Consider the following 25992-nt stretch of genomic DNA (forward strand, 5'->3'; position numbering starts at 1 on the left):
TTAACCGATTGAAAAGCTAATTGCGCCACCGTCTGCAATTCGCTCTAAGCCGACTGACAGGATAGAGCGGTCTCCATCAGCTCAAACCGTAAGTCGGAGATTTAATACCAGACTTGAGAGTGTTAACACCTAGTGACTTTGTCGTATCTTAATTACCAAGCGTTCTTAAGATGTAGATTATTGTATTAATATTCAGTTAGATTTTTACCATTGTGCAAGAGGTTCTGCATCCAACTCATAAAATCGGATCCAGTCGTATTGCGTATACATAGGGTAAACATTGCGTTTTTTGTTACCACCAAAATCATTTTGAATTTCATCCTTCGGTATCCAAAAATTAATCATTAATTGACTGAGATTATTAGGGATAGGGGTGGGGTGAATCTGAGGGGGGACGCAGTTAGGTTCACAATTCAACGCTTCCTGTTTAAGGGATTTTGTTAATACACCATCGACATACCAGTTGATTTCTGTGGGTATCCATTCGATTGCATAAACTCGCCACTCATCAACGGGGGCAATATTAATTTTATCCTCCCACGCGCCCCATTTTCGTGTCGCCCACCATTGCCACGTATTCCTTCCATATATTAAATTGGCTTGAAATTTGTCAGGTCTCCCTCCCTCCAACTCCACATCGATTTCTTCCCATTCACGGGGCTCACCTTCATTGGTATAGGTGAACAGAGACGATATATAACCGGATGCGACAGTCCTAGCAGGGGCTTTCATGCGGGTTTCATAGCGGCCATATCTTATTTTTTTGCTTTCAGTCGTCCTTAGCTCCCCACAAGAAAACTCATAGGCTGATTTTTGCATCTGATGATCATTAGACCATCCTGGTGCTATTGGCTCTTTTCGAATAATTAAATTGAGCAGTCCATTGTCAACTTTTACTCCTTGTGGTTGAAAACGACAGGCTGCTTCACCGCCTACAGCCCCGTCGCCTATTTCCCACATCTGTGTATCGAAGACGTTAAAACGTTCATCTAAAACCAGAGTGAAATCGCTGTAATTACCAGTATAACCTGCATAGGCTGTAGGTAAATTATGCATACTTTTGAGATCTTGAGCTAGAGCATCACCGACACCACTGCTTAGTATCATCATAACGATAACTAGGTTTATTCTTTGTCTAACAGATGTCACATTTGACCTCATTGAGTAACTTGGGCATTTGGCTAGCCTGCTTAGGTAATATTATTAATTAAGAATAAAGATTATATCTGCCAACCATGTACAAATAATAGTTATTTTTCAATGTCTTGTGGTGAAATAAAGAGCATGTTACTGGAATAAAAATTCAGCGAACATCATTATCCAAGACAGAGGCTTATCGATATTGTGTGTATATTCAGGTAACCATAAGGTGTTGAAACAGAAAAAACGTGTCTCTGCATTTATTTGAGAAATCGATATGTTCAACCAGTATATCCAACACCAATGCTCAATATTCGAGCTGGACTGTTAAGCAGACTGAAACCATGTTCCGTACACAATATTGCCTTCCTTGGCGGGTATTAGAATAGCCGAGTATATCTAGCCTGTATTCCTCATTCCGACAGCTATCCCTGCAATAGTGACCATCATGGCGCGTTCTAGTGTTGCATCGTGCTCATTATCATCTAGCTGCCTTATTCTTTTAAGCAATTCGATTTGCAGGTAGTGCAGTGGTTGAAGGTAACTTGCCCTTATATTCATTGATGTTGTGCCTTTTGGATCGCTTTCCATTACTGTTTTTTGGTTAAGCAATTTGAGCAACAAGTCTATACTTTGTTGTAGTTCCGTGCGCAATGCATCACCGAAGTGCCTAAGCTGTTCAGGTACTAAGCTTTGGTCGTATTCTTGGCTTATTTTTGGGTCGGCCTTGGCGAAAACCATGTCTAACATAGATAAGCGTGAATAGAAAAATGGCCAATTAGCTAACATGTCTTGAATGGTGTCTTCTTTGCCTGCGTCCAACGAGCTTTGTACTGCCTTCATTACACCTAACCAAGAAGGTAACACCATGCGAGTTTGTGCCCATGCAAAAATCCATGGAATAGCACGTAAACTTTCAATGCCCCCTGTGGGTTTGCGTTTAGCGGGGCGACTGCCTAATGGTAGTTTACCGAGTTCTTGTTCTGGCGTGGCTACGCGGAAGTAAGGTACAAAGTTTTCATCATGTCTGACGATTTGGCGATAGTTGTCTCGTCCGTCTGCCGCCATTTTTATCATTGCTTCGCGCCATGCTTGTTTGGGTGCCGGTGGGGGTAAAATTAATGCTTCAAGTATTGCACTGGCGTACATCGCTAAGCTGCGCTGCGCTAAAATAGGCATACCAAATTTATAACGGATGGTTTCGCCTTGTTCGGTGACTCTGAAACCACCGGTTAACGAACCCGGTGGTTGTGACAGTATCGCTGCGTGAGCGGGTAAACCGCCGCGGCCAATGGTGCCACCACGTCCGTGAAATAAAGTGAGTCCAATATCGTTTTCTTTGGCCAAGGCGACTAAGGCTTCTTGAGATTCATACTGCGCCCAACCAGCGGCCATGGCACCTGCGTCCTTCGCTGAGTCTGAATATCCAATCATCACATGTTGATGGCCTTGGATATAACCGCGATACCAATCAATAGAAAACAGTTTTTCAGTCACACTTGCCGCTGCGTTTAAATCGTCTAATGTCTCAAACAGAGGTGCCACTGGCATCGGCCAAGTGACGCCCAGTTCTTTAAGTAATAAATTCACACTTAATACGTCTGAAGGGAGGCTAGCCATGGAGATGATATAGATACCAAATCCGTCTTTGCCGTTTTGAGCAATTACTTTACAGGTGTCTAAAACTTCCTGTACATCTTGACTGGGCTGCCATGCTGGCGGAAACAATGGACGTTTTGAGCCTAACTCTTTAAGTAAAAAAGCTTGTTTGTCATCTTCACTCCAATGCCCATAATCACCTAATCCTAAGTAACGGGTCAGTTCAGAAAATACATCTGCATGTCGTTCTGAGTCTTGACGTACATCTAATTTAAGTAAGTGCACACCAAAGCAGTGGACTCTGCGGATCGTGTTTTGAAGATGTCCTTTGGCGATAACAGACATGCCGCATGATTGTAATGAGTGGTAACACGTCATCAAAGGATCAAGTAATTGTTCTTTATCGTCTACCCAATCGGTCATATCTACAGGTACACCTTTGAGCTTTTCGACGATACCTTTTTGGGTTTTAACTAATTTATCTAAAAGAGGTCTTAGAACAGCACGATAGGGCTCTAGTACATCGCCTACTTGCTGTCTAAGAGTATCGTCGCAATCGCTCATGGATAATTCGGTTTGCAAAATATCAATATCTTTTGCAAATAATTTTGCTGCGCGTTTACGTGCTAATAGCAATACTTGTTCTGTTACCTTTGAGGTAACAAAAGGATTGCCGTCTCTATCGCCGCCCATCCATGAACCAAATTTCACAGGTGAGACATCTAAAGGGATAGACAAACCAAATTTGTCTACGAAACGTTTATCTAATTCACGAATAAACTCAGGGACGGCTTCCCACAGTGAGTTTTCAATGACAGAAAATCCCCAACGGGCTTCGTCAACCGGGGTAGGGCGTATAGTACGAATTTCTTCGGTGTGCCATGCTTGACTGATGATTTCAGCAATACGAGTTTCAATTTTGTCTCGATCTGATTCATTAATGTCCGAGGCATGTGCTTTGCTCAGGCATTTAGCAAGCTCGCTGTGTTTATGAATAAGTGTTCTACGTGTCACTTCTGTTGGGTGAGCGGTTAAGACCAGTTCAATATTAAGGTGCTCTAAAGCCTTTTCAAACGTGTCTGCTTTTATACCCGCTTCATCCAAATGATTAAATAATGTATCGATAGGATCGTCTTGATCGTTATTGCTATTAAATTCCTGCTCGGCAATATTGGCCAAATTTAGAAATTGTGAGAACGCTCTACCTACAGTGAGTAATTCATCGTTTTTTAATTCAGAAAAAAGTAACTTTACGCGCTTTGCGCAATCTTCGTCACCTTGATGTGCCTTTCGCCCATCTTTTCTGACTGCTTCAATTCTCTGTAACCATTGTTCGCCCAACTGATCTCGTATGGTGTCACCTAATACGGCTCCCAAATTACGTACCGTCCCTGTTAACTGGGAATCCAAAACTTGTGACATATACGCTCTCCAAAATTAGTAATAATCTAAATGTACGATACTTTTATGTAAACTATTTGTCTAAGTAATAAGAGCTATTAATCATTCCTAAATGTGTTTTTTGGCAACGTTTATCTATATAATGCGCACTTTTAAAGCAATAGTGCCTAGAACCTTTTTTTAAATATAAAAGAAGGAGGCAAGTTAGGAGCCAAAGTGTCAGATAAATTTTCCAGCATAGAAACACAAGCAAGTTACGGTATTGGTCTACAAATGGGCGAGCAATTACGCGCCAACCCATTTGAGGGATTGGACGTTGAAGCAGTGCAAGAAGGTCTTGCTGATGCATATAATAATCAACCCGCTCAAGTTGATAACGATACCTTACGTGTTGCGTTTAATGAAATTCATGAGATTATGCAAGCAGCTAAATCAGCTGAATTTGCAGACGTGATTGCCCAAGGTGAAGCGTATTTAGCTGATAATGCTAAGCGTGAAGAAATTACAGTTACCGAAAGTGGTCTTCAGTATGAAGTGCACACTCAAGGCGACGGCGAAGTACCAACCTTGAATTCAACAGTACGGGTTCATTATCACGGTACTTTGTTAGACGGAAGCGTGTTTGATAGTTCTTACGACCGCGGTCAGCCAGCTGAATTCCCCGTAAATGGCGTGATTAAAGGTTGGACTGAAGCACTTCAGTTTATGAAAGCAGGGACTAAGTTAAAACTACATGTTCCAGCCGAGCTAGCCTATGGCGAACAAGGTGCAGGCGGTGCTATTAGCCCCCACAGTACATTAATTTTTGACGTTGAGTTACTCGATATCATTTCTTAGCTATAAGTTTATAAGTTTATAAGTTTATAAGTATTAAGGCCGGTTTTCCGGCCTTTTTTATGCCTAATTAACCTTTAATAATTAAATTTTAATTTTGTTATGAGGGGTAAACTACGACAAATGTTTGCAAGCAAGCTCAGTAGATATTTAAATTCATTTAAGATTTTTTGCCCTTAGTGAACAAACCAAGGTCATTGACTATACTAGGGTAAGTTTATTATCTACTTCAGTTTTATTGGCTTGATATTGCTCAGATAAAGCTTCTTCTGGAAAGCGTTTAAGTATTGGTTTAGTATTAATTTTTTATTAAGCAGAATGTTGTTTGTTACGTTAAGGGATTATTACATGGAAGTTATTTTATTAAGGAGTAATCGATGTACGACTTTGACATCTTAGTCATCGACGATGACAAGATAACGCTAGAATTGGTTCAGACCATTCTTGAAGAAGTGACATCGGGAGAAATTTACGTTTTTTCTGACAGCAAACATGCGTTAGAGTATGTGAAAAGTGCCAGTATAGAAAATATTTCACTGGTGATATGTGACTGGTTAATGCCTCAAGTCAGTGGTTTAGAGATACTCGCAGCGCTTCGCAAGATCAATTCACAATGCCCATTTTTGATGATCACTGCTAATGCTACAAAACAGTTAGTGGTTGATTCTATGCGGTTGGGCGCAACCGACTTTATTGTAAAGCCTTTTCATACTCATCAACTACTAACTAAAGTCGAGCGACTTATCCGTGACGCTAACGGCTAATAAAGTTACTTTTCATTTTTAACTTTTTCAATTTAAGTGACATCTTACATGCAGTTTGACAATATTATTGATAGAACACCCAGTTATTCACTCAAGTGGGAAAGATATAAAGGCCGCGATATTTTGCCCATGTGGATAGCGGATACAGAATTTAGGTGTGCGGAGCCTATTTTAGATGCCCTTAAAGAGCGTACCGAGCATGGTTTGATGGGGTATACACTGCCCAATGACCATGTAATGGCAAATCAAGCCGTAGTAGATTGGTTAGGGCGCCAATATGATTGGAGTATTTCACCTGACTGGATTGTTTGGACACCGGGTGTGGTGCCAGCATTTAATGTGGCCTGCAAAGCACTTTGCCAGCCGGGTGATAAAGTATTGATTCAAACGCCAAACTATCCACCACTTATTGCTGCGCCTAAACTCAATAATTTGATTAAGGTCGACATTGGTTCAGTGGAGGTCGATGGTCGTTGGACAATCGACCTTGATGAGCTTGAAAAACAAGCTGCCGATCCTGCATGCAAGTTGTTTATAATGTGTAACCCAATGAATCCGATTGGTTCAGTCCTCACGTCACAAGAACTAGAACGTATCGCTGATATTTGTATTAGCAATAATGTGATGTTGTGTTCAGACGAAATTCATTGCGATATCATTTTAGACGAGAATGCTAAACATATTCCAGCTGGGAAATTAGCAGGCTTTAAAGGTGAAGCCATTACACTTATGGCAGCTAGCAAAACGTTTAATGTGGCAGGTTTAGGCACGTCTTTTGCGATTATTGAGGATCCCGCTACTAGGCATAAATTTAACCTTGCTGCTAAAGCGATGGTGCCATGGGTAACCGTGTTAGGTTTAACCGCCACTCAAGCAGCTTTTACACAATGTGATGATTGGCATCAGGCCTTTTTACGTTACCTGCGTGGTAATAGAGATTATCTGGCTACTGAAATCGCTAAAATTAGTGCACTGAAGTTACTCCCCCCACAAGCAACATTCTTAGCTTGGATTGATGCCAGTGGTTTAGGCGTTGAAAATCCTCAAAAACACTTTGAGGATTTAGGTGTCGGCCCGTCTCCTGGGGCAGATTTTGGCGATAAAAACTGTGTGCGTATTAATTTTGGTTGCCCGCGCTCAGAACTAGAGCGCGCCATTGAATTAATTAAAGCTGGGTGCTAGCCCGATATTAAAAACTCACTTTAGCACCTAGTATGAACGAACGAGCAGGCAAGGGAGCATCATCTTTAAGAAACGAGCTGTGTACTCTTGCTAGTTCGTTGGTTAGATTATTAGCCCTGAGGTATAACGTCATGTCTGCACTATTCAAGCTTATATAATAATTAAACGCTGCTGAGATTAAGGTGTAACCATCGGTTTGTGTCTCAAATTCGGCAATTTTACTTTGCTTTGAATAATGTGTGGCGCCAAGCTCAGCATGCCAGTTGTCTTGTTCCCAATGCAACTCTGCACCAAAACGCATAGATGGAATTCTAGGTAAGTTAGTATTTTTATCATCACTATGACTTAATTTTGCTCGGATATAGTCAGTAAAAGCACTAACACGCAGGTTATCATTTAAGTGCCAATCGATATCTGCTTCAAAACCATATAGGTCAGCATCTTGTTGATTAAAAACATATACGGGCAAACCTTCCTCTTCGTGTTCGTCAGACTCATGTTCTTCCTCTTCGTGCTCGTCACCATGGTCATCATCATCATGGTCTTCGTCATGCTCATCATGTTCGTCGTGAAATTCTAAGCCGGTGTTTTGCTGAAACAAATAGTCATCAATTTGGTTATAGAACACACTCACGTTGGCATGCAGGTGTTCAGTTTGTATACGGTAAGTAATATCTAGATTGTTAGATACTTCCTTCTTTACCGACTGATTTGATTGAACAAGGCTAAACTCTATATCATCAGGATCTGAGTCATCGATGACTAAATTAAAACCCGCACCCACTTCATAGGTTGAGGTGCTTATATGAATGCCATTTGAAAATATTTCAGCCGATGAAGGTGCACGTTCAGAGTGAGCTAGATTAACCGCCAAAGATTGATTCTCTGCTAGTTGGTAAACAAAACCTGCCGAGAGGCTATTTGCGGTATAACTTAAGTCCTCAAAATTAGCGTCCACTTCACTATCGCTGAAAAAGACATTGTCAGGATTATGTGTAACATGCTCTAACCTTGCTCCCAATTGCCACAAGAAGTTGCCAATTGTTTTTTCTTCCAATACGAATAATGCGCTGCTGGTGCTTTCGGTTGAGGGAGTAAAAGCTTCTTCACCTACTGCAGAAAAATCTGCGTTTGTGTAGTGTAAACCTACCACCCCTGCCCATCCGTTAATAGGTGCATGTTTTGCCCACAGACGTGATTCTAAGGAGTCATTCTCGAAGGTTGTACCTATTTCTCCCTCTTCGATTTCGCTGTGTTGATAATCCGTATAGGCGTTATGCCAGTGAGCTTCTGTGAACCAGCCAGTTAGATTTTTCCAATCAACTATTGACTGGAAGCGGTCTTGTTGCATGCGAGCAAAGACTGATTCTTCTTCATCATGTTCTTCTTCTGTGTGTTCTTCATCATCATGGTGCTCCTCTTCTTCTTCCTCATGGTCTCCATGAGCATGACCTGGAATACCGTAATCTGTCTCTAATCTTCCATATGCAAATGATAAGGATACATCATCACCAATCCAGCCTGCGCCTATGGTAAAGCCTTGGGAGTCTATGTCAGAGTTTTCTAATGTGTCCACTACATCACCGTCATCAAGTGTGAACTCAGGTACATCATAATCATCCGTCTTACGGCTATATGCATCTAGATGCCATGCGAAATTGTCTTTTCCGCTGTTGAGATCTGTCGATATTGTGCGTTCGTTTGAAACGGTGTCATGCAAAGCACTGACTCTTCCGCTTAGTCCTTCTTGACGAGTTTTAGGTAAGCGATTATCTACCACATTGACTACGCCACCAATTGCACCGCTACCATACAATAATGTTGAAGGGCCGCGTAATACTTCTATTTGAGTGGCAGTAGAGGTTTCTGTTGTGGCTATGTGATCAGGGCCAACACGGGATGCATCAGAACTGTCCATGCCGTTTTGAAGGACCTTTACCCTTGGTCCATCCAAACCACGAATAATTGGGCTGCTAGCCACAGGGCCAAAGTAAGTACTATTTACTCCCGGCACAGACTTGAGTGTTTCGCCTAAGGTGGCGCTTTGATTTTTTTCTAATTCATCGCCACTTAAAATAGAAACAGGGGTGGAGGACTGTAAAATTGAACGTCCAAGTGGAGAGGACGTGATAATCAATTTTTCAATATCATTTTCATCTTTTTGAGTTAGTTTATCTTCTGACAAAGCAGGTCGACTGGCTATAACGGCTAAAACAAGTAGGGAGATTTTTGATAGATTAAACGGCATATGTCACTAAAGGTAAAATTATAAAGTAATGTTATATTATAACAATTAAAGCGGTATGCAATCATTTTTTTGAATAAATAGTATCAATTGTTAATCTGGACCCATAGAACGAGATCAATATATTTTGAGCACAACAAGGCAAAAGGTTAATCATTTTAGATTATGCAAAAATATGAATCATCCACACATGCCTCTCTGCATTAATTATGTGAGTCCGAAGAATTACTCGGTGTACTGCATCCTTATGCCTTTATTCAAGGCGTTGTTTTCGCGGTCGCGGCAGCACCTGAAATTCCTATGCCCGAAAAATGGTTACCTTGGGTGATGAAAACGAGTCATCAACTGACTAGCATTGAACAAGCAGATAACCTCACCGATATCTTGATGAAAATATTGCAAATACAGCTGAAAAGTATGAGTGAAGAAAAGATATTCTTACCCATGGGGGTGACATTTAATCAGGACGGTCAAAAGCAAAGTTCAGTAGCCACATGGTGCCAAGGTATGCTATTTGGGCACAGTCAACTTGAATCAGTCTGGCAACATGCTTGGAATAAAATGCAAGTGAGTGACGCAACACAGATGCAGCCACTTCAAAAAGATTTAAGCCATTGCTTATATATGTTTTCTACTTTCGCAGATATCCCACTAGCGGTAAAGCAAGCTGAAAATAGAGGTAATGACCAGTTGCTTAATATACTGCCAAAAATATTTTTATCTTTCCCACAAACGCTAAAAATCTACGTTGGGTTGTCTGGCAGATTGGTTGACTATTTACCCAACCAGTTTGAGACGTTTGAGCAAAAATAAAGTAGCTAAAGTAAAACAGCGAAAGATCTGAACCACAGAGGAAAAAGGACACAAAAAAAAATAACCTAATGAAATTTCTATTTCTTTGTGAAAGTGGGCACTCTGTGGTGGATATTTTTGTCTAGACTGTGGCTTTTTCTTGAAGCATAGTAATAAGCAAAGAACGGGTTAATTTTTTGCTTTTGTCTTTAATTCAAAATCAAATTCTTGGGCAGAAATCACTAATCCTTCTTCATTTTCGCTAGGGAAAACCGCAATGGCCACATCATCGTCTTCTAACCCTTGGGTCCAGCGACTATGCCATGTTTTTAAATCAATCGCCTTAGGTTCGCATGCTGACCACTCTCCGGTAGCCCAAGCTTGGGCAAATGTTTCACTTGGCCATACGGGGGTGCAATCTTCATCTTCTGTATTCAGCATCACGCAACCGTCTTGGTCGGTTAGTATCCATACTTGTTTATGTGAGATGCATTCTTTTACTAGATAAGAAAGACGTTGTTCTGGCGTGAACTGAGCAATATCGTTTGGGGTATTCATCCCCTGAGAGTCTGACATATGAGATCCAAAATAGTAAAGTGGTGTTGGTTTATTCAAGGATAATGGAAAGTTTCCAATTAATCTTTGACTTATTAACCCAACCTCTGAGTATATGATAAAATCTAAGCTTTATTATCAAAGGTTTAGTATTTATGGCGTCAGAAGAACTCAGCCAAGAGCAATTATCCGAATGGGTTAGAGAGCAATATCAAAGAGCTAATAAACACTTGGCAGAACAAGGTGTGTTGTTCGACAGTGTTGTGACAGAGGAAAGTCGCTACTTGGCTCCCTATGTTGCTGTTTGGAAAATAAAATCCACTGAAGGAAAATATTATTGGGTAATAAGTGGTGATCTGCCTGCTGACGCCATACCTTATGCATCAGAAAAAAATGCTAAAGATACGCTTAGAGCGTTTTCAATGCGTTGGCAGCTTCAAGCTGAACAAATTTTGCAAAACAATACTAACGACCCGTTACGCAAAGATTTTGCAGCCTTATTAATAACCAAAGCAGAAATGATATATGCCCTTTTTGCGAACCCCAAAAATTGGCAATAAGTGATGACTGTCCTGAATTGGCGGTAATTTAATAGCCAGTCCCTTGATAGGATGTATATTACAAGGGACAGTTATTCATCATGAGTTCAGGTTATTTAACTAATTTTCAACCATAAACGGAATGTTTGCATTACCCACTTTATTTTTTCCGTCATAAGCGTAGTGGAATAAACGATATTCCCCATTTTCACTTGGTGGATTAAATGTCATTTCAACATGATCTGGTTGAACGTCAGATGCGAGTATTTGCAATGACAATGCTGCAGGTTTTGCTTCAAAGTGCCCCCCTTGGCTGCGAGTTTCTACTTCATTCATCAATACCCATTGATGCGTTAGTAGGTCGCCTTGTGTATCGGAAACTTGTACTTTGACTGTGGCAGGTTGTTCAGGTTTTAATTTAATACTTTCAACAGCTTGAATATTATTGATGGTGATAGACTTAGATTGTGGCGCGCGATTGGCTGGGTATTGCCCAGTCCAGATACGAGTCAGTTCATCTATGCTTGCAGTTTGTTCACCCGACTCATTAAACATGCCATACCAAGTAGGTGTACGCTCTTGCTTTTGCCCCCAGAAAAATACGAATGAACCAATGATTTTACCTGTTTTATCATCAAGGATGACATCTTGCATCCGTTTGGCCATACCTGCAGCTTTGACTGCACTAGGTTCTTCAATTTCTCGACCCCATTGTGTGGAGGGTAATTCCCAATGTCCCATAGGGCCAAACTCGGTCACCATATAAGGTTTATCTACGTTACTTTGGACGATACTGTCAGGTAATGTGACTAAGGAGCCATAACTCTGCACAGACAAAATATCGATATTTGGTGCATGCTTTAGTACCAGCGCGATATCTTTTGGATTGTTTCCCGCTAGACTAAAAGTAACAGGATGATTGGGATCAATTTTATGAATATGATCAATGATGTCACCCATAGCAGCATAAACCTTAGGGTTAACGTTTTTTAATTGTCCTTGTTCGTCATATAATAAATTAGGCTCGTTGTTAATCACCCACAACAATATGTTGGGGTGATTTTTGTATTTTTCGACGGCAGTGATAACACGTCGAAACTGCTTTTCCACAGCTTCTTTGTCGTTGTAATCAAAGCCTAGTAATTCTTTACCTGTTGGTATGCCTACTGCAACCATCAGCCCCAGTTTTTCTGCTATGGCTAATTCTTGCTCGATATGAGTTAATTCCCAAGTTCTAAAAGAATTACCTCCTGCATCTTTTAAGGCTATGACTGTTTCATCATCTTTGTAGCCCAGCCCCACTCCTTTTACATCATAAGGTTGGCCATTTACAGTAATAGAATATTGATTGTTGTGTTTGACTATTTTTACCACTGAAGGGGTTTTAGTAGCATTGGTACATGATAATAGTAAACTGCTCAGGGCCAAAAATAACATTGAAGAAAGTAAACGTGAGATCATAACGACATGAAGTTGCATAATGTGTCCATAAATTGATAAAAAATATTATTAAATAAATTTTTTTGATGAATAAATTGTATTCTACGTCTTGAGCATTGCGTAGACAAACAAAGCGTAAATCGGCCAATCGGGTCATTGTTAGGACTAAGCGGATGCAAAACGTAGTTTTTTGGAATGGTAATAAATCCCCAGCAAGGCAGAGTTACGAAACAGCTTTGCTTCAAGCATGTCTAAAAGCTACTGAGCAAGAATATGGTTCAGTGGACGTGCAAGTGCATAACACGGATTATCCTAGCGCTGATGACGAAGCTAATATTTTTAATGAGGGCGCCGATATTCTGGTCACTGTAGCCGGAAATGTGAAATTTAAAGATAAAAAAAAGTTAGTGATCCATCAACCGCTTACCAAGGGATTACTGGGTTACCGATTGCTTTTAGTTAAAGACGAGTCTCTAGCTAAGTTCGCTCGGATTAAACAACCCCAACAGCTCCAAGCCTTATCTATCGGTATTCCTCACACTTGGGCTGATGCTGACCTGTTTCGTCACAATCGATACAAGGTTATTGAACAGGGATCCCTAGAGAATTTATTTACGTTATTACACAATGGTACGTTCGATTATGTGGCCTTAGGGGTGAATGAAATCGAGGAGATATTTAAGCATCGCGCTGTTCCCATCGGTGGTATTAGTATTGAGCCATCTCTGATGTTCTATTACCCTTTTCCATTGGTTTTTTATGTTAACCCCCGCAAACCTGTCTTGGCAGAACGCATAGGCAAGGGGCTTAAATTGATAAGCTTGAGTGGCGAACATGCAACACTCTTTAGTCAGCATCATGGTAATGTTGCTCAGCGACTCAACTTGCGAAATAGACAGATACTGACTTTAACTAACCCTATGTTGCCAGACGACATGGCAGATTTTTCAGCAAGCTTATTGGATTAGACAAGCGGCACTAAGCTGAAATACAGCCTCAATTACAACTAGCTTCTTTTGGTTTGCAGTACTTTGAATATCGCTGACATCTATGTGTTGGCGATAAGTTAACTCCACTCCAACATCTAAGCTGTAAATTTTGTCAATATAGTGATGATAATTTTGTCCTTCGAAGGCAGTTTTTTAATATCCTTTGGCAAAATCTAAAACGTTTTGAAGTGTTTCCCCCTTGATATATCTACGATAATTGTTACTAAATAGTGGAAAAATATCTTCAGGCAATGACTCTGCAGCGGTGTGTTGTGTGACGAAGAGGTTGTCTAACTCCCAGTATGGATGCTGTTGAGGCAATGGCTCTTGCTCAAACACATCTAACACCGCGCCTTGAAGTGTGTTATTTTTTAGCGCTTCGATTAGTGCGGTATCCACTATTGTTGCACCACGTCCAGCATTGATCATTACACAATGTGTGGGTAAGTAAGATAAAAATGTGCTGTCGATTAGTCCTGTCGTCGCGTTACTTTGAGGTAACAGGCACACCAGGTAATCTAGATTAGCAGCAAAATTTTGTGCATCGTTGCAAGTGTAATATTGATCAATATATTCACAGCCATTGCTAGTTCTAGTATAACCACGGGTCTTCATCGAAAAGTGTTTAGCCATCTTGGCAACAGCTTGACCAATGTTGCCTACACCCATTATGCCTAAGGTTTTCCCCGCTAACGAACCATAAGTCGGTGCTGCCCATGTCTTGTTTATCTGCGCCTGATTAAAACCAGCCACATTACGAGAAAAATACAGCAGGTAAGCAAATACATATTCTTGCATGGCTTGCTGAAAGACATCTTTCACCCCACACAGTTGATAATCGATTTTATCTAAGGCAAAAAGGGGAGTGTTACCAGCCCAAGTAGATTGTAGCCATTTTAATCCAGTGCATTGGCTAATAACTTGCGCAGTTATATCAGGATCGCCCAATAAAATGTCCACCTGTGAATAATCAAAATCAGCCGCGTTATTATCAACTAATACTAGTTTTAGGTGCGGCAACTGCTCAGCTTTCAGTAATGTAAGGTAGAGTGCTGAATCACGACTCAAAATGGCTACGTTATGCATAAGTTAAATAGATACCATGTAAAGATTAAGTTACTGATTTGTTTTTTAAATGAATTATATTTGTCAATAAGGCGTTAAGATTGAATTAAATTCGGTTATTCTTGGTTATTGCAGATTATTATCCATAGAGATATAGGCATGAGTGCCAAAAATATAACTGACCTTGAAGTCATGTAACAGGCAAAAATTCTATCGCCAAAAAGAAACACTACACAAGCTACCACAATCGATGAACTAACAGACGAACAATTGGCTCACTTTGGTATCGAAAAAGAGAGTGAGTATGGTCAAGCTTTGTTTAATACGGCACAATATTTGTATTATACACAAGCCAACATGCAGCAACTTTGGCAGATCACCAGTGATACCTTTGAAGGCCTGAGTAAAGAAAACAAAGTGGCCTATTTTAACGCTAAAAAGTTTTTGTCTTTTCAGATAGCTAAAATTCTTGATACTTTACAAAACCCGTTTCGTGATACTTATCAAAGTTTAAGTAAACAATCAGGCTCCCAAGTGAGTAAAAGTCATTATCCCTTGTTTGATAATGTCACTGCTTTGTTTTCAGCCACGCCAGTGGTGTTTAGAACTGCGACTTATGTTTATGCATGCACTGAATGGGTGGATGATGCTTTTCAAGGCAAAGAACCGACCCATCAGATATATTCACGTTTACTTAACCCCACTAATATTTCATTGGCTAATGCCATAGTCGACTTGGAAGCGGGGCCTTATGCTGCTGATTATTTAGCATGGAATTTTAATTCAGGCATGGCCAGATAAGTGAGCATTACAAGCCATTACTTGTGCTTTAGAAGCTTTGTTTTTATCATTTCGATGTGGTTTATAACCTTTTCTTCGCAGATTGTTTAACACGTTGGGTGCTCCAATGGACACAACGTTACCCAGATAAATTTCAAGCTGTATGCTAATCGACTAATTATTTTAAGGAGGCATGAGTATCTAAGATAGGATAAATTTTAAATGGGCTGAAGTTAGCTAACCTTTTTTAAACAAAGCTGTGTCAAATTGGAACCTAAACAATTTGTAACGAAACTAAATTAACTAATGTACTGAATTCAAGTTCAATGGTTTATTATCATTTTTAATACTGCGTACCGTTTACTTTTAATCATGCTCAAAGACATCTTTATCTCCAAAAAGAACGTAAAAGGGCAATATCAATAAAGAAATATAATAGACATGCTATCACTGACTAATATCCACAAAACATTTCAAAACGGTGAAGAAGTTGTCACCGCCCTAAACGACGTTAGCATTGAAATAAAAGAAAATGAATTTGTGGCTATTATGGGCAGTTCGGGTTCAGGTAAATCAACATTAATGAACGTACTGGGTTGCTTAGATACGCCCAATAGCGGTGTTTACAAGCTTAACGGTCAAGACGTAGCTAGTATGACCGATGACGAACTATCGCAAGTACGCAATAAACATATTGGTTTTATTTTTCAGACTTTCCATTTATTGTCCAAATTGGATGCTGTGGAAAACGTCAAACTCCCGCTGCGGTATTCTGATACAGGTGAAGCAGAGGGTGAAGAACGCGCCCTAAAGTTAATTGAAAGGGTCGGCCTGACTAATCGTAAAAACCATAAGCCGTTTGAAATGTCGGGCGGACAACGCCAGCGAGTGGCGATTGCCAGAGCATTAATTAACAAACCGAGCGTTATCTTAGCAGATGAACCTACCGGTAACTTAGATTCAAAAACCTCCAAAGAAATCATGGATTTGCTGACCGAATTACACCAGCAAGGACAAACCATAATCATGGTAACCCACGAAGACGAAATTGCAGAGTACGCACAACGTGTCATTATAATGAAAGACGGCGAAGTAGTAGGAGAAAGATAATGAAGGCTATATTCGGTATGGTTATATTTGGCATGATGGTCACATGTGTACTAATCAGCACAAAGGTTCATGCAGAAAAATTATTATTAACCGGGCAAATAGGTTCGTCGGCTAAACAAGTTGTCAATGCGCCAACAGGTAGCCGGCAGTTGCAAATTCAGTGGATGGAGGAAGAAGGTAAGACAGCAGAGAAAGGCGAAACTGTTGTATTGTTTGACGGTGCTGCTTCGCAAGCGCAACTTATAGCAAATGAAGAAAATTTAGCCCGTTTGTTACTTGAATTCGAAGAATTAAAAGTTCAGCAAGAGCAAAGCGTAATTGATGCAAGCGGCCGCTTAAAAGTGGCTAAAATGCGCGTAGAAAAAGCTAAGATTGAGGCGTCAGTGCCTATTGCCCAAGTAGCCGCATTTGAAAAAGGCCAATTTGAACTCGCTTTGCAACGTAATGTAGTAGAAGAAATTAAGGCAGAAGAAGCATTGCAGCGCGCGTTAAAAGAGCGACGTGCTGAACTCACAAAAAAAGAAGTCAACATTCTAAGGGTCAAAGAAGAGCTTGTCTACTTGACAGATATTTTAGCCAATCTTAATGTCATTGCGCAGGTCACAGGTCCGGTAACCTATGCTACCCATCCTTGGTTTGGCACCAAGTTAAGTGCTGGTATGAATGTTAGAGCCAGTTGGAAAGTCTTAGACGTGCAATCTACCAGCGATTTTCAAATAGAAACCTGGGTGCATGAGATAGATGCAGTTGGACTAGATGAGAACATAGAAGTTGAAATTGTGTTAGATGCTTATCCAAATAAAACATATAGCGGTGTCATTTCAAGCTTGTCGAAGCAAAGTGAACGTAAAGCGTTGTGGGGTAAAAGTGCATATTTCCCCGCCATCGTCACTTTTGACAAAGCGCCAGAAATTAGCCTGCTACCTGGTATGAGTGTTCGTCTGTCGATAATTAAAGGGAGTGCAAGCAATGTTTAAAGCAGCACGTTTATTAGCCTTAGCAACAGGTGTATTTTTACTAAGCGCGTGTGGTGAGCAAGTCAGTGATGTTCAAGTGCAAGGCAGTCAACAGCCAAATAGTAATATTATTTCGGCCCCTGCTGAATTGGTTTCATTACAAAATATTTCTATTTCAGCGCCGAGTATTCAAAGTATGTGGCAATATAAAATAGAATATATTGCCCGAGAAAATGCGCTGGTAAAAAAAGGTGACGTATTGCTAAAATTTGATGGCCAGAGCTTACGCACTAATATGGTAACTCGCCGAAGTGACTTTGATGCCGCAGTCAAAGAGGCCGAACAGAAGAAGTTAGCGAATGAGGAAAAATTTGAAGAATTCAACCTTGATTTAGCTGAAGCCAAAAAAAACATGAATATCGCCGAACGAAAAGTGGAGATAACAGATATTTCACGCTCAGATATTGAAAGACGAAAGCAACAATCAGAATTCGGTATTACGACAGAACTTCATAAACAAGCCCTTCAGCGCTTAGCACAACACAAAAAATCCATGCAAATTAATGAGCAGGTTCAACAAGCTAAAATATCCAAAGCTAAATCTGAAGTCGACGAGCTCAAACTTAGTATGGAGAGGCTTAAAATTATGGCGCCCAAAGAAGGTATGGTCGTGTTAATACCAAATGGTGACGATGAAAAGCCAGCAGTGGGGGACACTGTCTACAGGGGCAGCCGTTTAATGTCTTTGCCGGCATTAGATAAGATAGCGGTAAAGGTCGAGTTTGACGAATCGTTTACATCTAACATCGTGCTGGGCGCTTCCGTACGCGTTACTTTAGATGCATTTCCTGAGCGTCCTTTTACCGGAAAAATCACAGAGCTCGGACAGTCATACCGCACCAAGTCAACGAATAACCAAAAAAGGGTGTTCGACGCTTGGGTAACACTTAATGAGCTCGAGCTTAGTATTATGCGGCCGGGAATGAAAGCGACCGTTGATACTTTAGAGGGAACAATATGAAATTTTTAACACCGAGCTTGGTATTAGCCGTTATGTTCCTAAGCGGATGCGGCTCACAAGAACAAAGCTCGATCCCACTTTATAAGGTCATTCAAACCCCTTTTTCAATTGAAGTAGAAGGATTTGGTGAAATTGAAGCCGCGCAATCGCAAAAAATTATGACACCAGGGCGCAGAGCAATGACAATTGCTTGGCTGAAAGACGAAAATACTTATGTTGAAAAAGGCGAGGTCATTGCCAGATTTGATGCCCAGCAAATACTCAAAGACAGTCGCGATGAAGAGCTCCAATTAATGTTACTTGCGCAGGACATTGTTAAAAGTAACGCGCAACAAAACCAGACCAAACAAGACATAGACTCAGACCAAAGCTTCGTGAAATATGAGTTTGATTTCACAGATCGCTTTGCCATTGATGACCTGCGTGTTTATTCACAACTAGAGATAATAGATACGCTGGCTAATAGAGACTTTTTAGAAGCAAAAGATGATTTCTTAGAATGGAAAGAAACCAGTATTGTTGAACAGCATTCAAATGAGAATGCGGTGCTGGATATCCGAAAAACCGGTGTGGAAACAATGTTTAATAGACATCAGCAGGCTTTATCCAGTTTAGAAGTCGTCTCGCCTTTTTCGGGTTTGTTAGTATATGAAAAAGACAGGCGCGGAGAAAAACCGGCCATCGGACAATCTGTATTTCCGGGCCGACCTATTGCTCAAATTCCCAATTTAGACAATATGCAAGCGTCTTTATTTGTGCAAGCAAACGATGCGATTGATTTAGCCAAAGGATTAGCAGTTGATATCCGCTTAAACGCTTTTCCAAATAAAGTGTTTAGCGGTGAAATTTCTAATGTGTCGGGTTTTCCAAGAAGCATTGAACGCGGTAATCCAGTCACTTATTTTGAAATTGTAGTGACGCTACTCGAGCAAGATAAAAGCATGATGCAGCCGGGTAGAAAACTAACTGCCAAAATACATGTAAAGGCGCCTACCGATCAACTTGTTGTGCCTTTACAAGCGCTGCACTTTGAAGATGGAAGCACCTATGTATACCTTCAAGAAGGTAATGAATTTAGCAAACAGGCTGTTGTTAGCGGACGAAAAAATTTATATCTTGTTGAAATCACAGAAGGCTTAAGCAATGGCGATGTAATCGCCTTAAGCTTGCCGCAAAAACAACAAGTGCAGGGAAGCTAATGATGGCTAAATATTTAATACTCATAAAAGACGCTATTGCAGAGTTACTTGGGCAAAAGTTACGTACATTTTTAACCATGTTGGGCATGATTTTTGGTGTTGGTTCAGTCATCGCCATGCTAAACATTGGCGAGGGTGCAGAGAATGAGGCTTTAAAGCTTATAGACTCTATGGGCGTCAATAACATCATTGTGAATGCTAGAGACTATGAGAAGGAAGAACTGTCTGAAATACGGGAAGAAAGTTTGGGATTGAATTTGGGTGATGTCAATGCCGCTTTAGCTACGTTACCTTTTGTAGAGGGTTATAGTGCCTCCAAAAATATTGACGTATATGATATGTACAGCGATTTCAATAAAAGCCAAGCGCAAGCATTGGGCGTGACCGTGAGTTATTTTACGAATGCTAATATGCAATTGTCCGCTGGTAGATTTTTAACACAACAAGATGATGACAAAATTTCACAATTGACTGTTTTAGGTACCAACACAGCCAATGAGTTATTCACAGGCACTAATTTCAGTGCTGAAGAAATGCTGGGTCAGTATGTTAAAATCAATCATGTTTGGTTAGAAGTTGTAGGGGTCTTAGAAGCACCTGCAGGTAATAAAAACGAATTTCAAGGTGTGCAAATAGGCGGTGACCGTTACCGTGTTTTTGTGCCCTTAAGCGTCAGTACACAAAAATTCTCAAGCGATATACTCGCCAGTGAATTAGACAGTATTAAGTTAAATATTGCCAAAGGCACCGATCCTGTTGTGGCTGCCAAAGCCATTGATAGCCTAATTAAATTACGCCACGGCGGACTAGATGATTACAGCTTAATTATTCCTGCTGCATTATTAGAACAGCAAAAACAAACACAACAAATTTTTAATATTGTCATGGCCTGCGTTGCCGGTATTTCCTTACTCGTTGGCGGTATTGGGATAATGAATATTATGCTTGCAAACGTTATGGAAAGGACAAAAGAAATTGGTTTGCTACGTGCTGTGGGGGCCACTCAAGACGATATTCGGCAACAATTTATAGCTGAGAGTTTTACTATATCTGTTCTGGGGGGATTACTAGGTATTTTCTTTGGGTTGGTGTTATCTGAGATTATCGGGTTTTATTCAGGTTGGGCGGTAAGTTGGTCTGGTACTGCTATCATATTGTCTTTAAGTATTTGCATGTTGGTGGGTGTCGGGTTTGGGGTATTCCCAGCTATAAAAGCCAGTAAGCTCAACCCCATCGATGCTTTGCACAGTGACTAGTCTTAAAAATAGGTAACAGGACTGTTCTATCAGCGCTGCTATTATCGACCTATTTTTTTATTGTTATTGAGCAACTTATGAGCCGAGTATGATTGTAGTCATACTCGGTTTTTTATTCTGAGTACAACATTTGATATCTAAAGTTGAATTCTCAGCACAGCTAAAAGACCCCCTCAATTAAACATCACATATTTATTTGCGTAAGCAAATGGATGCCGAATAAGGACAACTTGAGACAGACTTTCTTTTAAATTTTATTTATAAAGAAATGGGTAGAATCCAGCATATTTAGGGGAAAAAGTAGTCTTTGGCATGCAATTTTAATGATTTGGTAGCACTTAGGGGGGGTGTTTTAACGTTCTAAGCATCTAGTAACAATTTTCCTGCCTAATTGATGTTTTTCGCCATGATCTTGCTATAAAAAAAAGTTAAATTACGCTCAATTAAATTTTCTCGGATAAATCATGGCGTTCACCATTAACAAACTAAAACAGCAACCTGCATGGATTGCCTTGATCATATTTATTGCTCTTTGTTTATGGGTTGCCTCTGGCATGCTGAAAGCACAAAACGAAAATGATTCAGATAACCCCAAAAGGACTGCAATACCATTGGTTAAAGTCACGGTCGAACATGTTAATGCCGATGAGGTTACCCGAGAAATTAATTTATATGGGAGAACAGAGCCAGACAGGATCGCCACGTTACGCTCCGAGGTTAAAGGTTTAGTTGAAGAAGTGCATGTTCAAGAAGGTGAACGTGTTAGCAAAGGTCAAAAAATTATTAGCCTTGAAAAAAGTGATATTGTGAGCCGATTGCAATCTGCAAAAGCGACATTAAGGCAACGTGAAGTGGAGCTCAAAGGCGCAGAATCGCTTAAAGCACAAGGTTATCAATCTCAAACAGCTTTGGCCCAAGCGACCGCTAATCTAGAGATGGCAAAAGCGGATAGGGTGTCGTACCAGTTAGCTGTATTCAAGTCGCAAATAATTGCGCCTTTTGATGGCATCATAAATCAACGATTTGTTGAAGTGGGCGACTTTCTTAAAGTAGGTGACAATATCGCCATATTAGTCGATTTAGACCCTTTAGTGATCACCGCTAATGTAACAGAGATAAATGTACAAGGGCTGAAAACACAGCAATTGGCAACTGGGCGTATGGTGTCTGGTGATAGGTTACAAGGCAAAATTCGTTATATCTCCAGTGTTTCAGAGCCCGGTACCAACACCTTCAAAATAGAAGTGGAGGTGCCTAATCCAGATTTCACTCAAATGGCTGGCATGAGTACTGAGTTAGCTTTACCCCTAGAAACAACATGGGCCATGCGCATTTCACCTGCTGTGATGGCTCTGGATGAACAAGGAAATCTAGGCGTAAAAACCGTAATAGATGAACATGTGAAATTTGTGCCAATCGATATTGTTAAGAGTGATAGTCAAGGTGTGTGGTTGTCTGGCATGGGTCAACAAGCAGACATTATTACCCTAGGTCATGGTTTTGTACGAGATGGTGACAAGGTAGAGGTGGTGCGAACTGATGAAGGCCGCAATTCCTCAAATAGTCTTTCTTCAAAGGCTAACCAATGAACAATATGATTTCTGGGGCCTTAAGCCACAGCCGAACAGTGCTTATGATATTTGTATTGTTACTGGTTTCTGGTGTGGTGACGTATTCAAATATCCCCAAAGAGTCTAACCCCGACGTGCCGATCCCCGTGATTTATGTGTCTATCGTACACGACGGTATTTCCCCCGAAGATGCTGAGCGTATGTTGGTCAAACCCATGGAGCGCGAGTTACGTTCTATTGATGGGGTAAAAGAAATGAAAGCCACGGCTGGTGAAGGCTTTGCCAGTATCACATTAGAATTTATTGCTGGTCTTGATTCTGACGCAGCCCTTGCTGATGTTAGAGACAAAGTCACAGTAGCCAGAGCAAAATTACCCTCAGAAACAGAAGAGCCAACTATTAATGAAGTCACCATGGCAGGGCAACAAGCTGCTGTAACGGTGGTGTTATCAGGACCTGTTTCAGAAAGAGCCCTTGTAACAGTGGCTCGTGAGCTAAAAAGTCGGCTCGAAGGCATTAGTGAAGTGCTGGAAGTAGATATTGGTGGTGATCGCGAAGATATCGTTGAGATTGAAGTTGATCCACTGTTGATGGAGTCTTATGGACTCGACTCAGGTGACATCTTGAATTTGTTATCCCTTAACAACCGGCTGGTTCCGGCCGGCACTATGGACAATGGTAAAGGCAGTTTTGCGGTTAAAGTTCCCTCTGTTTTTGAATCAGTGAAAGATGTTTTGGAGCAACCTGTTAAGATTCAAGGCGACAGTGTTATTACCTTTCAGGATGTGGCGCGAGTCAGGCGTTCTTATAAAGACCCAACTAGTTTTGCACGTTTAAATGGCGAACCATCAGTTTCACTCGAAGTAAAGAAGCGCCCTGGCGAAAATATGTTGGAAACTGTCGCTAACGTGAAAACGTTAGTCACTGCAGCGCAACAGTCAACCATCTGGCCTGCCAGCATTAGGGTAAGTTATACAGGCGATCAAACCATCGAAGTCAACATGATGCTAAACGACTTACAAAATAACGTATCCAGCGCGGTTATTTTGGTGGCGATTGTGATATTGGCTATTTTAGGCCTACGTACTGCACTTTTAGTTGGCGTGTCTATACCCGGTTCTTTTTTGACAGGTATTCTGATCGTTTCTTTGTTTGGTTACACCTTAAATACTGTGGTGCTTTTTTCACTGATTATGGCTGTGGGTATGCTGGTGGATGGAGCAATAGTGGTGACCGAATATGCCGATCGTTGTATGAGTGAAGGCATGGACAAAAAAGTGGCCTACAGTAAAGCTGCACAACGCATGGCTTGGCCTATTATCGCTTCTACTGCCACCACGTTAGCTGCTTTTGCGCCACTGATGTTTTGGCCAGGCATGATGGGTGAATTTATGAAGTATTTGCCATTCACCTTGATTGCTGTGTTATCAGCATCATTGTTGATGGCGCTGATTTTTGTGCCTGTGTTAGGGGGGGTATTTGGCAAGCCTAGGTATGTTTCTGAGTTCGATAAACAGCAAATGCTTGAAGCCGAAAATGGTGATATACGCAATTTAAATGGGTTTACGGGTAAATATATTCGTGTGCTCGCCGCTGCCATTCAGCATCCATGGAAAATTTTATTAGCTGCAATTGTTGTCGCCTTTGTATCTTTTACTGCTTATGGATTATCTGGCTTAGGTACACAATTTTTCCCGAATGTTGACGTTCAGGGTATCAATGTCACAGTGCGTAGTGCTGGTGATATGTCGATTTATGAAAAAGACCAAGTGGTGCGTACAGTCGAAGATCGTTTACTGGATATGCAGGAGATTGAAACCCTTTATGTGCGCACGGGTGGGCGCGATAAAATAGGTTATATGAGATTAAATTTGGTGGACTGGCATTTACGGCCTCATTCTGACGATGTGCTTAAAGACGTGCAGGCTCGGCTCAAAGGTATGGCAGGTATGGATATCGAAATTACTCCAGACCAAAATGGCCCACAATCAGGTAAAGATTTACAAATTCAGTTGTCATCCCGTTTCCCTGAGTTGTTAGATGAGGCAGCGCTAAAAATACGTACAGCATTAGATAACAATGAAAAATTTACCTCTGTCAGTGACACCGCATCTAAACCCGGTATTGAATGGCAACTCAAAGTAAACCGCGCTGATGCAGCGCGGTTTGGCGCAGATGCCACTTTGGTGGGTAGCACAGTACAATTAATTACAAACGGTTTGAACATTGGCGATTATCGGCCAGACGATGTGGATGACGAAATAGATATTCTGGTGCGTTACCCGCTTGAGTCGAGGTTTATTGGAAAGCTTGATGAACTCAGAATGAAAACGGCAGGAGGCATGGTACCTATCTCTAATTTTGTAGAGCGTACCGCAAATCCTAAAACCGACCTTATCAGACATATCGATAGTCAAAGAGTGATCATTGTAGAAGCCAATATAGTGCCTGGTGAGTTATTGAGTATTGAGCTGCCAAGATTACAGGCAATGTTACCCAGTTTAGGATTAGATCCTCGTGTGAATCTATCCGTTAAAGGGCAAAATGAACAACAAGATGAATCCACAGCATTTCTTCAAAATGCATTTTTAATCGCTCTTTTTGTCATGGCGATTATTCTGGTTACACAGTTTAATAGTTTTTATCAGGCATTCTTAATTTTAAGTGCAGTGTTGTTTTCGACTGTTGGTGTATTTCTTGGTTTACTTATTTTTCAAAAACCCTTTGGTATTGTGATGTCAGGTATCGGGGTGATTGCTTTAGCGGGCATAGTGGTGAATAACAATATTGTGCTTATCGACACCTACAATATTTTGCGCAAGGAGGGTGTGCCTGCCATGGAAGCCATTCTTCGTACTGGTGCGCAGCGTTTGCGCCCGGTATTGATGACCACGGTCACGACTATTTTAGGTTTATTGCCTATGGTCGCAGAGGTCAATATCGACTTTATCGGCCGCAATGTAGATATAGGTGGCCCATCCACAGAGTGGTGGTCACAATTAGCGACAGCGGTTGCAGGTGGTTTAGCTTTTGCTACCGTCCTGACCTTAGTGCTTACTCCTTGTATGTTGGCGTTAAAGGCAAGGCGGGATGAACGTAAAAATAACTCACTGACTAAGCTTAACCTGCACCCCGCGCATTCACCATAGGTTGCTGGTTGCTGCGATATCACAATGTAATGTTATATATGAATAGCCATCATGAAGTAAGTGCGTACTTACTATCGTAATGGAATTTTTTGATAGAAAAAAGTCAGTTATGTGTGGTGTTTTCTTGCTGACGTCAAACACAAATAATACGTCATGCTATGTATTTTAAGTGATACTTTTTATCGACTTATGCTGGGTCGCAATTTAGCCATATTTTTTTAGCAATGTATTTTGAACTGTTTTCTTATTCATCAACTTCTTTGAAAAAGCATGCTTGTCAGTTTTAGATTGTCTTTTACTCAAAAGCTATTTCACGTGCGTATTGAGATGGAGTAAATGTATGGTTAACTGATCGTAAATTTAGGGTTGCGGCCGATGCTAAACCTTTACTGAAGACAGTAAGGT

General features: G+C 40.8%; 19 protein-coding genes and 1 pseudogene. 14 read left to right on the forward strand and 6 right to left on the reverse strand.

All coding sequences use genetic code 11. The features are described 5' to 3' along the window. Positions 1 to 204: 204 nt before the first annotated feature. Positions 205 to 1110, reverse strand: a complete 906-nt coding sequence (locus tag Q0Y52_RS07815; protein WP_297820286.1) for a family 16 glycosylhydrolase — start codon at positions 1108 to 1110, stop codon at positions 205 to 207. Between the two features lie 429 nt (positions 1111 to 1539). Continuing rightward, complete coding sequence (ppc, locus tag Q0Y52_RS07820; RefSeq protein WP_297820289.1) at positions 1540 to 4161, reverse strand: phosphoenolpyruvate carboxylase; 2622 nt, start codon at positions 4159 to 4161, stop codon at positions 1540 to 1542. 195 nt (positions 4162 to 4356) lie between these two features. On the opposite strand from ppc, the gene Q0Y52_RS07825 reads away from it, so the two are divergent. The 3 genes from Q0Y52_RS07825 (at position 4357) to Q0Y52_RS07835 (ending at position 6920) form a co-directional block, all read left to right on the forward strand. After that, positions 4357 to 4977, forward strand: coding sequence for an FKBP-type peptidyl-prolyl cis-trans isomerase (locus Q0Y52_RS07825; RefSeq protein WP_297820291.1), 621 nt, complete (start codon positions 4357 to 4359; stop codon positions 4975 to 4977). 374 nt (positions 4978 to 5351) lie between these two features. Next, a complete protein-coding gene (locus Q0Y52_RS07830) occupies positions 5352 to 5738 on the forward strand; it encodes a response regulator (RefSeq protein ID WP_297820294.1) in 387 nt (128 codons plus the stop codon). A 48-nt stretch (positions 5739 to 5786) separates the two neighbouring features. Continuing rightward, positions 5787 to 6920 carry a MalY/PatB family protein gene (locus tag Q0Y52_RS07835; RefSeq protein WP_297820297.1) on the forward strand — a complete coding sequence of 378 codons (1134 nt, stop codon included), beginning with the start codon at positions 5787 to 5789 and terminating at the stop codon, positions 6918 to 6920. 7 nt (positions 6921 to 6927) lie between these two features. Here the strand turns inward: Q0Y52_RS07835 and Q0Y52_RS07840 are convergent, their stop codons facing one another. After that, positions 6928 to 9168, reverse strand: coding sequence for a TonB-dependent receptor (locus Q0Y52_RS07840; RefSeq protein ID WP_297820299.1), 2241 nt, complete (start codon positions 9166 to 9168; stop codon positions 6928 to 6930). Positions 9169 to 9465: 297 nt separating this feature from the next. Here Q0Y52_RS07840 and Q0Y52_RS07845 point away from each other — a divergent pair, with 297 nt between their 5' ends. After that, a complete protein-coding gene (locus tag Q0Y52_RS07845) occupies positions 9466 to 9978 on the forward strand; it encodes a UPF0149 family protein (RefSeq protein ID WP_297820301.1) in 513 nt (170 codons plus the stop codon). Between the two features lie 168 nt (positions 9979 to 10146). Here the strand turns inward: Q0Y52_RS07845 and Q0Y52_RS07850 are convergent, their stop codons facing one another. Next, positions 10147 to 10533, reverse strand: a complete 387-nt coding sequence (locus Q0Y52_RS07850; protein WP_297820303.1) for a DUF2750 domain-containing protein — start codon at positions 10531 to 10533, stop codon at positions 10147 to 10149. Positions 10534 to 10667: 134 nt separating this feature from the next. On the opposite strand from Q0Y52_RS07850, the gene Q0Y52_RS07855 reads away from it, so the two are divergent. After that, a complete protein-coding gene (locus Q0Y52_RS07855) occupies positions 10668 to 11072 on the forward strand; it encodes a DUF4826 family protein (protein WP_297820306.1) in 405 nt (134 codons plus the stop codon). A 99-nt stretch (positions 11073 to 11171) separates the two neighbouring features. Here the strand turns inward: Q0Y52_RS07855 and Q0Y52_RS07860 are convergent, their stop codons facing one another. Next, on the reverse strand, positions 11172 to 12530 hold the full coding sequence (locus Q0Y52_RS07860) for a glycoside hydrolase family 2 TIM barrel-domain containing protein (RefSeq protein ID WP_297820309.1): 1359 nt from the start codon (positions 12528 to 12530) through the stop codon (positions 11172 to 11174). A 134-nt stretch (positions 12531 to 12664) separates the two neighbouring features. Here Q0Y52_RS07860 and Q0Y52_RS07865 point away from each other — a divergent pair, with 134 nt between their 5' ends. Further along, positions 12665 to 13459 carry a hypothetical protein gene (locus Q0Y52_RS07865; protein ID WP_297820312.1) on the forward strand — a complete coding sequence of 265 codons (795 nt, stop codon included), beginning with the start codon at positions 12665 to 12667 and terminating at the stop codon, positions 13457 to 13459. Between the two features lie 174 nt (positions 13460 to 13633). Here the strand turns inward: Q0Y52_RS07865 and Q0Y52_RS07870 are convergent, their stop codons facing one another. Then, positions 13634 to 14566, reverse strand: a complete 933-nt coding sequence (locus Q0Y52_RS07870; protein ID WP_297820315.1) for a D-2-hydroxyacid dehydrogenase — start codon at positions 14564 to 14566, stop codon at positions 13634 to 13636. A 186-nt stretch (positions 14567 to 14752) separates the two neighbouring features. Between Q0Y52_RS07870 and Q0Y52_RS07875 the strand changes: the two are divergent. The 8 genes and pseudogenes from Q0Y52_RS07875 to Q0Y52_RS07910 all read left to right on the forward strand — a co-directional run. Further along, positions 14753 to 15340: pseudogene (locus Q0Y52_RS07875) on the forward strand (Cys/Met metabolism pyridoxal-phosphate-dependent enzyme); the annotation flags it as partial. 426 nt (positions 15341 to 15766) lie between these two features. After that, the gene (locus Q0Y52_RS07880) at positions 15767 to 16435 is read left to right on the forward strand and encodes an ABC transporter ATP-binding protein (protein ID WP_297820318.1); all 669 of its coding nucleotides are present in this window, start codon (positions 15767 to 15769) and stop codon (positions 16433 to 16435) included. Continuing rightward, the gene (locus tag Q0Y52_RS07885; RefSeq protein ID WP_297820320.1) at positions 16435 to 17412 is read left to right on the forward strand and encodes an HlyD family efflux transporter periplasmic adaptor subunit; all 978 of its coding nucleotides are present in this window, start codon (positions 16435 to 16437) and stop codon (positions 17410 to 17412) included. The genes Q0Y52_RS07880 and Q0Y52_RS07885 overlap by 1 nt, the downstream gene beginning before the upstream one ends. Beyond that, positions 17405 to 18412 carry an efflux RND transporter periplasmic adaptor subunit gene (locus tag Q0Y52_RS07890; protein WP_297820323.1) on the forward strand — a complete coding sequence of 336 codons (1008 nt, stop codon included), beginning with the start codon at positions 17405 to 17407 and terminating at the stop codon, positions 18410 to 18412. The genes Q0Y52_RS07885 and Q0Y52_RS07890 overlap by 8 nt, the downstream gene beginning before the upstream one ends. After that, complete coding sequence (locus Q0Y52_RS07895; protein ID WP_297820326.1) at positions 18409 to 19611, forward strand: efflux RND transporter periplasmic adaptor subunit; 1203 nt, start codon at positions 18409 to 18411, stop codon at positions 19609 to 19611. Before Q0Y52_RS07890 ends, Q0Y52_RS07895 begins: the two co-directional genes overlap by 4 nt. After that, positions 19611 to 20867 (forward strand): ABC transporter permease, encoded by a 1257-nt coding sequence (locus Q0Y52_RS07900; protein WP_297820328.1) that lies wholly within the window; start codon positions 19611 to 19613, stop codon positions 20865 to 20867. Before Q0Y52_RS07895 ends, Q0Y52_RS07900 begins: the two co-directional genes overlap by 1 nt. A 464-nt stretch (positions 20868 to 21331) precedes the next feature. After that, positions 21332 to 22456 carry an efflux RND transporter periplasmic adaptor subunit gene (locus Q0Y52_RS07905; RefSeq protein ID WP_297820331.1) on the forward strand — a complete coding sequence of 375 codons (1125 nt, stop codon included), beginning with the start codon at positions 21332 to 21334 and terminating at the stop codon, positions 22454 to 22456. Further along, entirely contained in the window at positions 22453 to 25587 is a 3135-nt protein-coding gene (locus Q0Y52_RS07910; RefSeq protein WP_297820334.1) for an efflux RND transporter permease subunit, read from the forward strand. Before Q0Y52_RS07905 ends, Q0Y52_RS07910 begins: the two co-directional genes overlap by 4 nt. Positions 25588 to 25992: the final 405 nt, after the last annotated feature.

Source organism: uncultured Paraglaciecola sp. (assembly GCF_943787955.1).
In the GTDB taxonomy this organism is placed as follows: Bacteria; Pseudomonadota; Gammaproteobacteria; order Enterobacterales; family Alteromonadaceae; genus Paraglaciecola.

Coding starts and splice junctions, on each gene's coding strand:
- Q0Y52_RS07815 (WP_297820286.1), bottom strand. CDS start 1,110: ATGATGATACTAAGCAGTGGTGTCGGTGATGCTCTAGCTCAAGATCTC.
- ppc (WP_297820289.1), bottom strand. CDS start 4,161: ATGTCACAAGTTTTGGATTCCCAGTTAACAGGGACGGTACGTAATTTG.
- Q0Y52_RS07830 (WP_297820294.1), top strand. CDS start 5,352: ATGTACGACTTTGACATCTTAGTCATCGACGATGACAAGATAACGCTA.
- Q0Y52_RS07835 (WP_297820297.1), top strand. CDS start 5,787: ATGCAGTTTGACAATATTATTGATAGAACACCCAGTTATTCACTCAAG.
- Q0Y52_RS07840 (WP_297820299.1), bottom strand. CDS start 9,168: ATGCCGTTTAATCTATCAAAAATCTCCCTACTTGTTTTAGCCGTTATA.
- Q0Y52_RS07845 (WP_297820301.1), top strand. CDS start 9,466: ATGCCCGAAAAATGGTTACCTTGGGTGATGAAAACGAGTCATCAACTG.
- Q0Y52_RS07850 (WP_297820303.1), bottom strand. CDS start 10,533: ATGTCAGACTCTCAGGGGATGAATACCCCAAACGATATTGCTCAGTTC.
- Q0Y52_RS07855 (WP_297820306.1), top strand. CDS start 10,668: ATGGCGTCAGAAGAACTCAGCCAAGAGCAATTATCCGAATGGGTTAGA.
- Q0Y52_RS07860 (WP_297820309.1), bottom strand. CDS start 12,530: ATGCAACTTCATGTCGTTATGATCTCACGTTTACTTTCTTCAATGTTA.
- Q0Y52_RS07865 (WP_297820312.1), top strand. CDS start 12,665: ATGCAAAACGTAGTTTTTTGGAATGGTAATAAATCCCCAGCAAGGCAG.
- Q0Y52_RS07870 (WP_297820315.1), bottom strand. CDS start 14,566: ATGCATAACGTAGCCATTTTGAGTCGTGATTCAGCACTCTACCTTACA.
- Q0Y52_RS07880 (WP_297820318.1), top strand. CDS start 15,767: ATGCTATCACTGACTAATATCCACAAAACATTTCAAAACGGTGAAGAA.
- Q0Y52_RS07885 (WP_297820320.1), top strand. CDS start 16,435: ATGAAGGCTATATTCGGTATGGTTATATTTGGCATGATGGTCACATGT.
- Q0Y52_RS07890 (WP_297820323.1), top strand. CDS start 17,405: ATGTTTAAAGCAGCACGTTTATTAGCCTTAGCAACAGGTGTATTTTTA.
- Q0Y52_RS07895 (WP_297820326.1), top strand. CDS start 18,409: ATGAAATTTTTAACACCGAGCTTGGTATTAGCCGTTATGTTCCTAAGC.
- Q0Y52_RS07900 (WP_297820328.1), top strand. CDS start 19,611: ATGATGGCTAAATATTTAATACTCATAAAAGACGCTATTGCAGAGTTA.
- Q0Y52_RS07905 (WP_297820331.1), top strand. CDS start 21,332: ATGGCGTTCACCATTAACAAACTAAAACAGCAACCTGCATGGATTGCC.
- Q0Y52_RS07910 (WP_297820334.1), top strand. CDS start 22,453: ATGAACAATATGATTTCTGGGGCCTTAAGCCACAGCCGAACAGTGCTT.